Below are 14,786 nucleotides of genomic sequence, written 5' to 3'. Positions count from 1 at the left end.
CTCTTGAACGTCGTCGTTTATTCAGATGTCGATGCGTTGGCGTGGGCGGTCGGGCGGGCAGCGCTGGGCAGCGGTCGGTTTGCAGCGGCGGTTGCGGCGACGGCCGAGGTCGGGGCGTCGGTCGGCACCAGGAGGCCGGTCTGCGTTGCGTCGAAACCGCCGCCTAGCGCCTTGACGAGGCCGATCTGCAGGTCGCGGCGGCGCATCTTGAGCCCGGTCACCGTCTGTTCGGCGGCGAGGCGGTTCTGGTCGGCGGTGAGCACCTGCAGTTGCGGCGACAAGCCGGCCTTGTAGCGGATCACTGCCAGCTGATAGGCCTTACTCGACGCGTCGAGCGCGCGCTGTGCGTCGCCCGATTGCCGGTCGATCGAGCGGATTTGCGAGACTTGCGTCGCCACGTCCTGCAACGCGTTGATCAGCGTCTGGTTGTAGTTGGCGACGTCGAGATCGAAGTCGGCGTAGCGGCCCTTCAATTGCGAGCGCAGGGCGCCGGCGTCGAAGATCGGCAAGTGGATCGCCGGGCCGAACTGGATCTGACGGCTCGATGCCGTGAGGAAGCGACCCCAGCCGAACGCATCGAAACCGGCCGCCGCCGCGAGGTTGACGTCCGGAAAGAATTCCGCTTTGGCTTCCTTGACGTCGTGCATCGCGGCTTCGACTTGCCAGCGCGCGGCAACGATATCGGCGCGGCGCGCGACGAGGTCGGCCGGAATATTGCTCGGCAGCGCCACCGCGTCGCCGCCGGTCAGCGTCGGTTTGGCGATTTCCATGCCACGGTCCGGACCCTTGCCCAGAAGCGCGCCTAACTGATAGCGCACGACGGTGATCTGGCCGTCGAGGTCCGACAGGTTCGCCTGACTGGTGGCGATATTGCCGGCCGCCGTTTGCCGCTCGACATTGGTGTCGAGGCCGGCCGCCACGCGGCCGTTGGTGATGCGGCCGATATCCTGGCGGTTGTCGATTTCGCGCTGCGCGATGTCGCGAAACGCATACAGCTGTGCCAGCTGGTTGTAGGTGCTTGCCACCGACGCGGCTAGCGTCACGCGCGCCTGCTGCATGTCGGCTTGCGCGGCTTTTTCCTGGGAAATCGCCTGGCCGAGGCGCTGGCGGTTCTTGCCCCACAGGTCGAGATCCCACGAAGCGCTCGCGAGCACTTTATTCTCGTTGTACCAGGTGCCGCCAAACGGAGGCGGGTACAGCCCATTCTCCGAGAAGATTTCGCGGGTCCACGAATAGCTGGCGTCGACTTGGGGAAACAGCGACGCACGCGAGGATTCGATATACGACGACGCCTTTGCGAGCCGCGCCTGCGCCTGGGCGATCGAGGGGCTGCCGTCGAGCGCTTCGGCGATCAGCCTGGGCAGTTGCGGGTCGCCGAACTGGCTGGCCCAGTCGAGCGACGGCCACTGGCCGCCTTCCCCGGGCAGGCTGTGCGCGGCTTCGTACTGCGTCGGCGACGATATCTGCTTGTCGCTCTTCACGCCGAAGTAGTTCGCGCATCCCGCGAGGGCAAGCGCTGTCGCCGCGGCGGCGACAGCGCCGCGGCTCGAAAGCGCGGGCGCGGACAGAAAAAGGGATTTCATCGCTCGACTCTTTGAGTGGAATGTAGTGATGGACGCAGCAAGCGATGTCTTACGATTTGCCGTCGAGGTTGCTTGCTGCATCACGGGTGAGTCCCGTTTGTTCGCCGGCATTGACGAGCACGCGGCGCAGCATGTTCTTCAGGAAGCCCACTTCTTCGGCGGTGAAACCGCCCAGCAGGCTGTCCAGCACGCCGGTGAAAATGGCCGGCATTCTGGCTGCGATCGCTTCGCCTTCCGGTGTCAGCGCGAGGCGCACCACGCGCCGGTCTTCATTGCTGCGCACCCGGGTCAGCAGACCGCGCTTTTCGAGCCGATCGATCAGGCGCGTGACCGCGCTCGCGTCGATTCCGTATTCGCGCGCCAGTTCGGCGGCCAGCAGACACTTTCCGCTTGCCACCATGAACAGGATGCTGCCCTGCTGGCTGGTGATGCCCAGTTCGGCCATGCTGCGCTGTGTGACCAGGTTCGAAAGCGTCGATTTCACGCGCGAGATCAGGTAGCCGACGCTCTCACCTAACTGATACTCGCGGGGATCCGACGGGGGGGTAGGGGACGGCTCCGGCATGATTCTCGTGCGAATGCAATGGTTGACTAGGCACAATTATAGGGTGCGGTCGTTGACGCGGCAAGCATCATTGCAGCTTAGGCAAGGATCTGTCCGCTTTCGGCAGGCAATGGGCCGCGATGTTACGTAGGCCCCACTTCGTGAAGTGGCGCTTCGAACGTGGGCGTGGGTACGCGAGCCGTGCGGTCCATCGGGGAATACCCAGAACCCTTCATTGCAGCGTGCTACAATATTGGGTTCCCAAAAGTGCGCTTTGGCCTTGTCGTGGTTGGTACCATCAAGTAACCGGCATAAGCAAGCGGTAAGCAAGCGGCGCACTCCAACTGTCTTCAGGTTTCCTATGACTCGCGCCCTACGCAATATCGCCATCATTGCCCACGTCGACCACGGCAAGACTACGCTCGTCGACCAGCTCCTCCGCCAGACCGCCACCTTCCGCGACAACCAGCAGATCGCCGAGCGCGTGATGGACTCGAACGACATCGAAAAGGAACGTGGCATCACGATCCTTTCGAAGAACTGCGCGGTCGAGTACGAAGGCACTCACATCAACATCGTCGACACGCCGGGCCACGCTGACTTCGGCGGTGAAGTGGAGCGCGTGCTGTCGATGGTCGACTCCGTATTGCTGTTGGTCGACGCGGTCGAAGGCCCGATGCCGCAAACGCGCTTCGTCACCAAGAAAGCGCTGGCGCTCGGCCTGAAGCCAATCGTCGTGATCAACAAGGTGGACCGTCCGGGCGCGCGTATCGACTGGGTGATCAACCAGACGTTCGACCTGTTCGACAAGCTCGGCGCAACCGAGGAGCAGCTGGATTTCCCGATCGTCTACGCGTCCGGCCTGAACGGGTACGCCGGGCTGAGTCCCGACGTGCGCGAAGGCGACATGCGCCCGCTGTTCGAGGCCGTGCTCCAGCACGTGCCGGTTCGTCCGGCCGATCCCGATGCGCCGCTGCAGTTGCAGATCACTTCGCTCGACTACTCGTCGTACGTCGGCCGCATCGGCGTGGGCCGCATTACCCGCGGCCGCATCAAGCCGGGCATGGCGGTCGCCGTGCGTTCGGGTCCGGACGGCGCGATCCTGAACCGCAAGATCAACCAGGTGCTGTCGTTCAAGGGCCTCGAACGCGTGCAGGTCGACTCCGCTGAAGCCGGCGACATCGTACTGATCAACGGCATCGAAGAAATCGGCATCGGCGTGACCATTTGCGCACCCGAACAGCCCGACGCGCTGCCGATGATCACCGTCGACGAGCCGACGCTGACGATGAACTTCCTCGTCAATTCGTCGCCGCTGGCTGGCCGCGAAGGCAAGTTCGTCACCAGCCGTCAGATTCGCGACCGCCTGATGAAGGAACTGAACCACAACGTCGCGCTGCGGGTGAAGGAGACCGGCGACGAAACCACGTTCGAAGTGGCGGGCCGCGGCGAACTGCACCTGACCATTCTCGTCGAAAACATGCGCCGCGAGGGCTACGAACTGGCCGTGTCGCGTCCGCGCGTGGTCATGACCGAAGTCGACGGCGTCAAGCATGAGCCGTACGAGAACCTGACCGTCGACATGGAAGACGCTCACCAGGGCGGCGTAATGGAAGAGCTCGGTCGCCGCAAGGGCGAAATGCTCGACATGGCGTCGGACGGCCGTGGCCGCACGCGTCTGGAGTACCGCATCTCGGCGCGTGGCCTGATCGGTTTCCAGTCGGAATTCCTGACGCTCACGCGCGGCACGGGCCTGATGAGCCACACGTTCGACTCGTACCAGCCGGTCAAGGAAGGCGCGGTCGGCGAGCGTCGTAACGGCGTGCTCATTTCACAGGACGACGGCGCGGCGGTTGCGTACGCATTATGGAAGCTGCAGGATCGCGGCCGCATGTTCGTGTCGCCGGGTGAGCCGCTGTATGAAGGCATGATCATCGGCATCCACAGTCGCGACAACGACCTGGTCGTGAACCCGATCAAGGGCAAGCAGCTGACCAACGTGCGTTCGTCCGGTACCGACGAAGCCGTGCGGCTCGTGCCGCCCATCCAGATGTCGCTCGAATACGCGGTCGAGTTCATCGACGACGACGAGCTGGTCGAAGTTACGCCGCAGTCGATCCGTCTGCGCAAGCGCTACCTGAAGGAACACGAGCGCCGTAGTGCCAGCCGCAAGGGCGCGGTGGACTGAGCAGGCCGCGGCCTGACATACTTCGGGGCCATCTGCCGTAGCGCATTACCAACGCAGAGTCGCGCAAAAGCCACCTTCGGGTGGCTTTTGCCGTTTTGGGGGCGGTGCGAATGGTGGGCGCCGTTGCCCGCGCTTGGTCTTTCGTCGGTTCACGTTTTTTGACAGAAGTGTGTTGCGAGCCCTGCGAAGCGCGGCAAAAGCCCGTCGCGACGGGCTCGCGCGGCGATTCGCCTGCTATCTGCCCCATGGGTTCTGTGCTATGCTCCCCGGGTGCAAAGTTTTAGGTCCTTCCAAGCAAGACTTGATTCGCGCAATCCGCTAAACGGTCAGGCCGTGTCGCGGAAGGTTCTGTAACCCGCTATTTCTCGAGAAACTCGAAGAAAGGTGAGCGTAAAAATGATGAAGCAATTCCAGTCGAACTCTTATCTGTTCGGCGGCAATGCTCCGTACGTAGAAGAAATGTACGAAGCATATCTCGACAATCCGGCGTCAGTGCCCGAGAACTGGCGCAGCTATTTCGACGCGTTGCAGAACGTTCCTGCATCCGACGGCAGCAATGCCAACGACGTGGCCCATGGCCCGATCGTCGAATCGTTTGCTCAACGGGCCAAGGCGAATGCCTTCATCCCGCGCACGGTTACCGGCGGCGAAGATCTCGCTACCGCCCGCAAGCAGGTGTATGTCCAGTCCCTCATCGGCGCATATCGCTTCCTCGGCTCGCAATGGGCCAATCTCGATCCCCTGAAGCGCCGCGAACGTCCCGCCATTCCCGAACTCGAACCCGCGTTCTACGACTTCACCGAAGCCGACATGGACGAGGAGTTCAGCGCAACGAATCTGTACTTCGGATTCGAGCGTGCTTCGCTGCGCGAGATCGTCAAGGCACTGCGCGATACGTACTGCGGCACGATCGGCGCCGAGTACATGTACATCAGCGATCCGGAACAGAAGCGCTGGTGGAAGGAACGGCTCGAATCGATCCGCTCCACGCCGAATTTCAGCAACGACAAAAAGAAGCACATCCTGAACCGCCTGACGGCGGCTGAAGGCCTCGAGCGCTTCCTGCACACCAAGTACGTCGGCCAGAAACGCTTTTCGCTCGAAGGCGGCGAAAGCTTCATCGCGTCGATGGACGAAGTCGTGCGTCACGGCGGCGCCCGCGGCGTTCAGGAAATCGTCATCGCCATGGCTCACCGCGGCCGCCTGAACGTGCTGGTCAATACGCTCGGCAAGATGCCGGCCGACCTGTTCGCCGAATTCGAAGGCAAGCACGTCGACGATCTGCCGGCGGGCGACGTGAAGTACCACAAGGGTTTCTCGTCGGACGTCTCGACCGACGGCGGCCCGGTTCACCTGTCGCTCGCCTTCAACCCGTCGCACCTCGAAATCGTCAACCCGGTCGTTGAGGGTTCGGCGAAGGCCCGTATGGACCGTCGCGGCGACGACAGCGGCCTGCAAGTGCTGCCGGTGCAGATCCACGGCGATGCGGCCTTCGCGGGCCAGGGCGTCGTGATGGAGACGCTGAATCTCGCGCAAACGCGCGGCTACGGCACGCACGGCACGCTGCACATCGTCATCAACAACCAGATCGGCTTCACGACGTCGGACCCGCGCGACTCGCGCTCCACGTTGTACTGCTCGGACGTCGTCAAGATGATCGAAGCGCCGGTGCTGCACGTGAACGGTGACGATCCCGAAGCAGTCGTATTGGCTACGCAGATGGCGATCGACTTCCGGATGCAGTTTCACAAGGACGTCGTCGTGGACATCGTCTGCTTCCGCAAGCTGGGCCACAACGAGCAGGACACGCCGGCTGTCACTCAGCCGCTGATGTACAAGACGATTGCGAAGCACCCGGGCACGCGCGCGCTGTACGCCGAAAAGCTGGTGCAACAAGGCGTGATCGGAGCCGACGAGGCTGACGAGTACGTGAAGGCGTACCGCAAGGCGATGGACGAAGGCCATCACACGGTCGACCCGGTGCTCTCGAACTACAAGAGCAAGTACGCGGTGGACTGGGTGCCGTTCCTCAACCGCAAGTGGACCGATGCAGCTGACACGGCCGTGCCGCTCGCGGAACTCAAGCGCCTGGCCGAGCGCATCACCACGATTCCGGAAAACTTCAAGGTTCACCCGCTCGTCGAGCGCGTCATCAACGACCGTCGCGCGATGGGCCGCGGCGAAGCGAAGCTCGACTGGGGCATGGGCGAACACCTGGCGTTCGCGTCGCTGGTCGCCTCCGGCTATGCCGTGCGCCTGACCGGCCAGGATTCAGGCCGCGGCACGTTCACGCACCGCCACGCGGTGCTGCACGATCAGAATCGCGAACGCTGGAACGACGGCACCTACGTGCCGCTGCAAAACGTCGCCGATGGTCAGGCGAAGTTCACGGTGATCGACTCGGTGCTGTCCGAAGAAGCGGTGCTGGGCTTCGAATACGGTTACTCCACCGCTGAACCGAATACGTTCGTCGCATGGGAAGCGCAGTTCGGCGACTTCGTCAATGGCGCGCAAGTCGTGATCGACCAGTTCATCTCGTCGGGCGAAGTGAAGTGGGGCCGCGTGTCGGGTCTGACGATGCTGCTGCCGCATGGCTACGAAGGCCAGGGCCCTGAGCACTCGTCCGCGCGTATCGAGCGGTTCCTGCAACTGTGCGCGGATCACAACATGCAGGTCGTTCAGCCAACCACGCCGGCGCAGATCTTCCACCTGTTGCGCCGCCAGATGATCCGTCTGTTCCGCAAGCCGCTGATCGTCGCGACGCCGAAGTCGCTGCTGCGTCACAAGGAAGCCGTGTCGGATCTGTCGGAACTCGCGAAGGGCGCGTTCCAGCCGATCATCGGCGAAGTGGACCCGGCGATCGACGCGAAGAAGGTCAAGCGCGTGGTGGCCTGCTCGGGCCGCGTGTACTACGACCTGGTTGCGCACCGTCGCGAAACCAAGGCGAACGACGTCGCGATCATCCGTATCGAACAGCTCTACCCGTTCGCGCACAAGCAGTTCGAAGCGGAAATGAAAAAGTACGACAACGCGACCGAACTGGTCTGGGCGCAGGACGAGCCGCAGAATCAGGGCCCGTGGTTCTACATCGAGCACCACCTGAAGGAAGGCATGAAGGAAGGGCAGAAGCTCGCCTATAGCGGCCGTCCGGCTTCGGCCTCGCCGGCAGTCGGCTACTACGCGAAGCACTACGAGCAGCAGAAGGCGCTCGTCGAAGGCGCTTTCGGCCGGCTCAAGAGCGCGTCGATCGCTAAATAAAGAAAACGCGAACCGGGAGAGCGCGAGGCGCTTTCCCGGGCCGCATCCGGTGATCCTGTAAAGGTTCATCCCGCGGTCATGGTTCGCAGGCGGTCGTCGTTCACCGCGCCGTCACCCGATACGTATTCAGGATATTCATAATGGCTATTGTTGAAGTCAAGGTTCCCCAGCTGTCCGAGTCGGTCTCGGAAGCCACGATGCTGCAGTGGAAGAAGAAGCCCGGCGAGTCCGTCGCTGTCGACGAAATTCTCATCGAAGTCGAGACCGACAAGGTCGTTCTCGAAGTGCCGGCACCCTCGGCCGGCGTGCTGGTTCAGGTCATCGCGAACGACGGCGACACCGTCGTTGCCGACCAGGTGATCGCAAAGATCGACACCGAGGGCACGGCCAGCGCCGCCGCCGTCGAAGCCGAAGTCAAGCCGGCACCGGCTGCCACGCCGGCTCCGGCAGCCGCTCCGGCCGCCCAGGCCGCTGCTGCGACGGGCGCGAACACAGCGGCTTCGCCGGCTGCCGGCAAGCTGATGGCCGAGAAGGGCCTCTCCTCGGGCGACGTCGCCGGCACGGGCCGCGACGGCCGCATCACCAAGGGCGATGTGCTGACTGCGGGTCAAGCGGCTCCGGCCGCTGCCAAGGCCGCGCCGGCGCCGGCTGCCGCACCGAAGGCGGCCAAGCCGTCGCTGCCCGACGTCAAGCCGCCTGCTTCGGCCGAACAGTGGCTGAAAGACCGCCCGGAACAGCGCGTGCCGATGTCGCGTTTGCGTGCGCGTATCGCCGAGCGTCTGCTCGAGTCGCAGCAAACCAACGCCATCCTGACCACGTTCAATGAAGTAAACATGGCACCGGTGATGGACCTGCGCAACAAGTACAAGGACAAGTTCGAGAAGGAACATGGCGTGAAGCTCGGCTTCATGTCGTTCTTCGTCAAGGCGGCGGTCCACGCGCTGAAGAAGTTCCCGCTGGTGAACGCGTCGATCGACGGTAACGACATCGTCTATCACGGCTATTTCGACATCGGTATCGCCGTCGGTTCGCCGCGTGGTCTGGTGGTGCCGATCCTGCGCAATGCGGATCAGCTCAGTCTCGCCGACATCGAGAAGAAAATTGCCGAATTCGGCCAGAAGGCGAAAGACGGCAAGCTGTCGATCGAAGAAATGACCGGCGGCACCTTCTCGATCTCGAACGGTGGTGTGTTCGGTTCGATGCTGTCGACCCCGATCATCAACCCGCCGCAATCCGCCATCCTGGGCGTACACGCCACCAAGGAACGCGCTGTGGTCGAAAATGGCCAGATCGTGATCCGCCCGATGAACTATCTGGCGCTGTCGTACGACCACCGCATCATCGACGGCCGCGAAGCGGTGCTGTCGCTGGTCGCGATGAAGGACGCGCTGGAAGACCCGGCTCGCCTGCTGCTCGACCTGTAATCGCCATCCCGGCGTCGTCGGCTTGTTCCCCGTTGATTTTGGGCAAGCCGGCGCCACCTGAGCACCACGTCTTTAGCATTCCGCAGTAAAAGGCAGGGCGCGCGCCACGAAAGGTGGCGGCGCGCCGTTCCGCTATCAAAAGGATTGTCATGTCCAAAGAATTTGACGTCGTCGTGATCGGCGCGGGCCCTGGCGGTTATATCGCCGCCATTCGCGCAGCGCAGCTCGGCAAGACCGTCGCATGTATCGAAAAATGGAAGAACCCGGCCGGTGCGTTGAAGCTCGGCGGCACGTGCCTGAACGTGGGCTGCATTCCTTCGAAGGCGTTGCTCGCGTCGTCGGAAGAATTCGAAAACGCATCGCATCACCTCGCGGACCACGGCATTTCGGTGGACAACGTGCGGGTGGACCTCGCGAAGATGATGGCCCGCAAAGACGGCATCGTCGAGAAGATGACCAGGGGTATCGAATTTCTGTTCCGCAAGAACAAGATCACCTGGCTCAAGGGGCACGGCAAGTTCACCGGCAAGACGGACGCCGGCGTGCAGATCGAAGTGAGCGGCGAAGGTGCCGACGGTACAGGCAGCGAAGTCGTGACGGCGAAGAACGTGATCATCGCCACCGGCTCCAAAGCGCGCCATCTGCCGAACATCCCTGTCGACAACAAGATCGTCGCGGACAACGAAGGCGCGCTGAGCTTCGACACCGCACCGAAGAAGCTGGCCGTGATCGGCGCCGGCGTGATCGGTCTCGAACTCGGTTCGGTGTGGCGCCGTCTCGGTGCGGAAGTGACCGTGCTCGAAGCGCTGCCGGAATTTCTCGGCGCGGCTGACCAGGCGCTCGCGAAAGAAGCGGCCAAGCAGTTCAAGAAGCAGGGCCTGGACATTCAGGTCGGCGTGCAGGTCGGCAAAGTCACGACCACGGACAACAGCGTGTCGATCGCGTACACGGACAAGGACGGCAACGCGAAGACGCTGGAAGCGGACCGGCTGATCGTGTCGATCGGCCGCGTGCCGAACACCGACAACCTCGGGCTGGAAGCGATCGGCCTGAAAGCCAACGAGCGCGGCTTCATCGACGTCGATGAGCACTGCGCGACTGCCGTGGCGAACGTGTATGCGATCGGCGACGTGGTGCGTGGTCCGATGCTCGCGCACAAGGCCGAGGACGAAGGCGTGCTGGTCGCCGAAATCATCGACGGTCAGAAGCCGCATATCGACTACAACTGCATTCCGTGGGTGATCTACACGGAACCGGAAATCGCGTGGGTGGGCAAGACGGAACAGCAGCTGAAGGCCGAAGGCCGCGAGGTCAAGACGGGCCAGTTCCCGTTCATGGCGAACGGCCGCGCGCTCGGCATCAACAAGGCGGACGGTTTCGTCAAGATGATCGCCGACGCGAAGACCGACGAACTGCTCGGCGTGCACATCATCTCGGCAAACGCATCGGACCTGATCGCCGAAGCCGTGGTGGCGATGGAATTCAAGGCGGCCTCGGAAGACCTGGGCCGCATTTGCCATCCGCACCCGTCGCTGTCGGAAGTCATGCGCGAAGCGGCACTCGCCGTGGACAAGCGCGCGCTGAACATGTGATCACGCGCACGCCTGACTGAGCACAACTTTGGCATCACCATCAAGGCGGGCGGGTTCACTCCCTCCCGCCTTTCTTTTTGCAGCAACACCATGAACGTCACCGAATACTACGAAAAAGAACTGCAGACGCGCGGTTATCAATCGGACCCCGCTCAACGCGCGGCGGTCGACCGGCTGCAGCGGTGCTACGAAGAGTGGGTCGAATACAAGGCGCGCCGCTCGAACGCGTTCAAGAAGCTGATCAATCATCCGGATTTGCCGCGCGGCGTGTACATGTGGGGCGGCGTAGGGCGGGGCAAGAGCTTCCTGATGGACAGCTTCTACATGATCGTGCCGGTGCAGCGCAAAACGCGGCTGCATTTTCACGAGTTCATGCGCGAAGTGCATCGCGAACTGGAGGAGCTGAAAGGCCAGGCCGATCCGCTCGACGAACTCGCGCGCCGCATCGCGAAACGCTACCGCCTGATCTGCTTCGACGAATTCCACGTGTCGGACATTGCCGACGCGATGATCCTGTACCGGCTGCTCGACAAGATGTTCGAGAACGGCGTGCAGTTCGTGATGACCTCCAACTACGACCCGGACACACTCTATCCGGACGGGTTGCACCGCGACCGCATGCTGCCGGCCATCGAGCTGATCAAGGACAAGCTCGACGTGGTCAACGTCGACGCGGGCATCGACTACCGGCAGCGCACGCTTGCTCAGGTGGAGGTGTATCACACGCCGCTCGGCGCGGCCGCCGACAAGGCGTTGCGCGACGCATTCGCGCGTCTGGCCGCGGTCCCCGACGAGAGCCCGATCCTGCATATCGAGAAGCGCGAGCTGAAGGCGCTGCGCCGCGCGGACGGCGTCGTGTGGTTCGATTTCGCGACGCTGTGCGGCGGCCCGCGCTCGCAGAACGACTACCTGGAACTGGCAAGCCGTTTTCATGCAGTGATTCTGTCGAGCGTGCCGCAGATGTCGGTGCGCATGGCCTCGGAAGCGCGTCGCTTCACGTGGCTGATCGACGTCTTCTACGATCACAAGGTCAAGCTGTTGATGTCCGCCGCCGTGCCGCCCGACCAACTGTACCTGGACGGGCCGATGGCCAATGAATTCACGCGCACGGCATCGCGGATTGCCGAGATGCAGTCGAAGGAGTATCTGGACGCACCGCGGCGGATCGTCGACACGTCGCTGACGTGAGCGACTTCTAAGGACCGCAGCCGGCCCCCGTATCGAGTTCCTGCCGGCGCTTGGAAAGTGATACCGCGGCCGTTACCTATGCCGCAGGTCATGTGTGGTTGCGGCACTGATTAGCCCAGGCTGGCACATTTTCAAGATTCAGATTGGTCTTATGTCCCGGGCGCGCACGAGGGGCTATCTTTTATCGAGGTTCAGATAAAGGAGAAGCTATGAATCCGCACCGTGATATCACTGACGAAGAATGGCAGCGCGTCGCTCCGTTGCTTCCTGAACTGCGCCCGCGCTCCGAACTGCGTGGCCGGCCGCTTGCCAATACCCGTTCGGTACTTAACGGCGTGCTGTGGGTCATGTATAGCGGAGCAACGTGGTCCGCAATGCCGCGCAGATACCCGTCGTATCAAACTTGTCATCGCCGCTTCAAGGGCTGAAAACCGTAGCGCCCCGCGCCAGTTCAGGCTTCAAAGCATCATCCCTGCCGAGGGAGGAGGTTGGATTGTCCCAGCGTTGTCCCAGCGACGCAAGCACACGCCCTGTCCGGCAATTGGTACGATGAGTGACCGCCTTCGACCTCCGATGACATGGACCTCAAAAACGCTACTCACGACGGGCACGCCGTGCTGTATCACTACCAGTCGTTCAATGCCTGTTATCTGGAGCGGACGCTCCGCGACCGGACGATTCACATGGCGAAGCCTTCGGAGTTCAACGACCCGTGGGACTGTAGGCCGTGGTTTGATGCGACCGATCTGGACGATCCCGATGAACGGGAGAAAATCCTGCAATGGATTTGCCGCACTGATCCGCTGGAAGACATTGAAGAACTGCGCAGAGATACCGAGCAACTGCGGGCTATGGTGACTGTCACGCACCTGTTTCACGTTAAGACCGTCTCCGATGTGTACCGCGTGTACTGCCTGACTCCCGATCCATTGCACCCGCTGATGTGGTCGCACTACGGCGGTGGGCACAAGGGAATTGCGCTGGAGTTCGATGCTACGACTCCCCAGATGCAATACGCGTTCGGTGTCTCTTACCGAGAGACGTATCCGCCAATCCGCATGTACGAGGAAGGCGGTAGCACTGACCTCGTGCCGATCTACACGAAGTCCGACGTGTGGGAGTACGAGCACGAATACCGGCTGGTCGGAGAGGAGCGCACCTCAGCCCTCTCGGACAAGCCGCCGCACGGCGTTCCAATGGTGTTCGAGTCGAACCTTCGCCTAATGCCCGGGGTACTTACCGGCGTTGTGCTCGGATGTCGGTGCGATGAACCGCTCGCAATGGAACTGATCGACGCGTATGGCCCTGATCTGAGAGTGCATCCACGCAACGCAAGCCCGGATAGATGGTAAGAAACACCTTGCATTGGGTTTCTATCCATGAGACGATTCTATCCACGTTTTCTAACCGGGGCCAAGCATGTCACGAACATTCCTCTACAGCCGAGTATCGACACAGGATCAGGACACCACGAACCAACAGCTTGCAGCAGAGCGGGCAGGCTATGCCGTCGAAGCGCGCCGCGTCCACGCTGAGACGATCAGCGGCACGGTGCCCGCGATGGACCGCCCAGTGTTTCGCAAGCTAGTGGAGAAGCTGGAGGCTGGGGATACGCTGGTAGTGGCGAAGCTGGACCGACTGGGCCGGAATGCTTCCGACGTGGATAGCACGGTGCAGGCGCTGCGCGCAGCGGGCGTCCGGGTGGTGGTGCTGGACTTGCCGGTGCAGGAGGTGACGAGCGCGGCAGGGGATTTGATTCTGCGGATGTTCGCTGCGTTCGCTCAGTTCGAGCGTGACCTGATTGTTGAGCGGACCCATTCGGGGCTGGAGCGGGCACGGTCACAAGGCCGGGTCGGTGGTAGGCCCGAGCGGTTCACACCCGAGCAGAAGCTGGAGATTCGGGCGAGGCTGAAAGGAGGCGCTACGGCGCGGGGCTTGGCCAAGGAGTACGGCACCACGCACGTGACCATCATTAAGGCAGCACAGGACGCAGCAGCGCAGTAGGACGGACGAGCAACACAGCGCGTCACGCTTTGCGTGGCCGCTTCATCCGAGAGGCCCGCCACCGAGCGGGCTTCGTCGTTTCTGGCGGGATCAATTTCGGTCGATACACAGACAAGGATTCTATTTCGGTTGACTTGAGAGACACAGAGACGCCGTGTGCGCTGGTTCCGATTTCGGGACACATACAGACAGGGATCTCGATTTCAGTCGACATACAGACAGAGAACCGCTTGACGTCTCGAAGCCACCGCAAGGGTGCGCGCAGTCCCGCCTATCTCGGAGGGCATTAAGCCCGTCGATCGTTCCCGGTTAGTTCCTCTCGTATAAGTCAGCCGATGACTGACTTTCTGAGCCCGCTTTCACTGCGTATTCAATGACTTACAGAGGTTTCCCCTTATTCAATAACAGCGTGCTCTGCGCGTTCACCCATCCCGGAGGAAAACATGACAGTAACCATCACCATTACCCGGCACTCACAAGTAAGTGAACGCCACAAACAGCCTATGAATGCCGAGTGCTGGGTAGTCCACAAGGTGCGGCAGGTATGGCGACGCCTCTCGAAGCCGGTGACGCTGGGGAAGACAACCCTCAGCCGGTACAAGTCCGTCGAGGCTATTGAATGGATCGACCTGACCACAGGCGAGATTCTGACAGCGGAGCAGGCTAAGGCGCATGGCCTCGGAAGCGGGGTACATGCCGGTGAGATGACATTGCAGCGGGCGCAGGCTGTGGCCGGATTGCGGACTGAGCCGCAGGCATTCGCCCGTTTCCTTCTTCAGTTCAGGAATCAGCGCCGAGGTATCGCGCCGAGTGTCACACAGGTGCGCCGCTGGTATGCAGAGATGACCGGCCAGCGCATGAGCAACACAGCGCCGGTGCATGCTGTAGTGGTCAACTAATTTCGGACAGGTAGACAGGTTCTTTCGCTGTCGGATTCGCCTCGTAGGCGGCGGGCGACAGATAGCCCAACGTGGAGTGCAGGCGCACCGGATTGTAGAAAGCAAC

11 protein-coding genes are annotated in these 14,786 nt (G+C 62.2%); 9 read left to right on the top strand and 2 right to left on the bottom strand.

Features of this window, described 5'->3' with window-relative positions; translation table 11 throughout:
* Nucleotides 1-17: 17 nt before the first annotated feature.
* Both ABQJ48_RS24405 and ABQJ48_RS24400 read right to left on the bottom strand, forming a co-directional pair.
* Nucleotides 18-1,583, bottom strand: coding sequence for an efflux transporter outer membrane subunit (locus ABQJ48_RS24405; RefSeq protein WP_367840544.1), 1,566 nt, complete (start codon nucleotides 1,581-1,583; stop codon nucleotides 18-20).
* A 49-nt stretch (nucleotides 1,584-1,632) separates the two neighbouring features.
* Nucleotides 1,633-2,148, bottom strand: a complete 516-nt coding sequence (locus tag ABQJ48_RS24400) for a MarR family winged helix-turn-helix transcriptional regulator (RefSeq protein ID WP_367840543.1) — start codon at nucleotides 2,146-2,148, stop codon at nucleotides 1,633-1,635.
* A 340-nt stretch (nucleotides 2,149-2,488) separates the two neighbouring features.
* On the opposite strand from ABQJ48_RS24400, the gene typA reads away from it, so the two are divergent.
* From typA to ABQJ48_RS24355, 9 genes are all read left to right on the top strand, one after another.
* Nucleotides 2,489-4,315 carry a translational GTPase TypA gene (gene typA, locus ABQJ48_RS24395; RefSeq protein ID WP_367840542.1) on the top strand — a complete coding sequence of 609 codons (1,827 nt, stop codon included), beginning with the start codon at nucleotides 2,489-2,491 and terminating at the stop codon, nucleotides 4,313-4,315.
* Nucleotides 4,316-4,711: 396 nt separating this feature from the next.
* Nucleotides 4,712-7,573, top strand: a complete 2,862-nt coding sequence (locus tag ABQJ48_RS24390; protein ID WP_367840541.1) for a 2-oxoglutarate dehydrogenase E1 component — start codon at nucleotides 4,712-4,714, stop codon at nucleotides 7,571-7,573.
* A gap of 140 nt (nucleotides 7,574-7,713) precedes the next feature.
* Nucleotides 7,714-8,997 carry a 2-oxoglutarate dehydrogenase complex dihydrolipoyllysine-residue succinyltransferase gene (gene odhB, locus ABQJ48_RS24385; RefSeq protein ID WP_367840540.1) on the top strand — a complete coding sequence of 428 codons (1,284 nt, stop codon included), beginning with the start codon at nucleotides 7,714-7,716 and terminating at the stop codon, nucleotides 8,995-8,997.
* 149 nt (nucleotides 8,998-9,146) lie between these two features.
* Nucleotides 9,147-10,589, top strand: a complete 1,443-nt coding sequence (gene lpdA / locus ABQJ48_RS24380; protein WP_367840539.1) for a dihydrolipoyl dehydrogenase — start codon at nucleotides 9,147-9,149, stop codon at nucleotides 10,587-10,589.
* A gap of 90 nt (nucleotides 10,590-10,679) precedes the next feature.
* Nucleotides 10,680-11,777 (top strand): cell division protein ZapE, encoded by a 1,098-nt coding sequence (zapE, locus tag ABQJ48_RS24375; protein ID WP_367840538.1) that lies wholly within the window; start codon nucleotides 10,680-10,682, stop codon nucleotides 11,775-11,777.
* A 209-nt stretch (nucleotides 11,778-11,986) separates the two neighbouring features.
* Nucleotides 11,987-12,205 carry a transposase gene (locus tag ABQJ48_RS24370; RefSeq protein ID WP_367840537.1) on the top strand — a complete coding sequence of 73 codons (219 nt, stop codon included), beginning with the start codon at nucleotides 11,987-11,989 and terminating at the stop codon, nucleotides 12,203-12,205.
* A gap of 150 nt (nucleotides 12,206-12,355) precedes the next feature.
* Nucleotides 12,356-13,129 (top strand): DUF2971 domain-containing protein, encoded by a 774-nt coding sequence (locus ABQJ48_RS24365; protein ID WP_367840536.1) that lies wholly within the window; start codon nucleotides 12,356-12,358, stop codon nucleotides 13,127-13,129.
* Nucleotides 13,130-13,196: 67 nt separating this feature from the next.
* Nucleotides 13,197-13,781, top strand: a complete 585-nt coding sequence (locus ABQJ48_RS24360) for a recombinase family protein (RefSeq protein WP_367840535.1) — start codon at nucleotides 13,197-13,199, stop codon at nucleotides 13,779-13,781.
* 443 nt (nucleotides 13,782-14,224) lie between these two features.
* Nucleotides 14,225-14,680 (top strand): hypothetical protein, encoded by a 456-nt coding sequence (locus tag ABQJ48_RS24355; RefSeq protein ID WP_367840534.1) that lies wholly within the window; start codon nucleotides 14,225-14,227, stop codon nucleotides 14,678-14,680.
* Nucleotides 14,681-14,786 lie beyond the last annotated feature (106 nt).

Source organism: Paraburkholderia suaedae (genome assembly GCF_040812055.1).
Lineage (GTDB): Bacteria > Pseudomonadota > Gammaproteobacteria > Burkholderiales > Burkholderiaceae > Paraburkholderia.
Note: the sequence above shows the minus strand (reverse complement) of the source record. Positions and strands in the feature narration are given on the sequence as shown.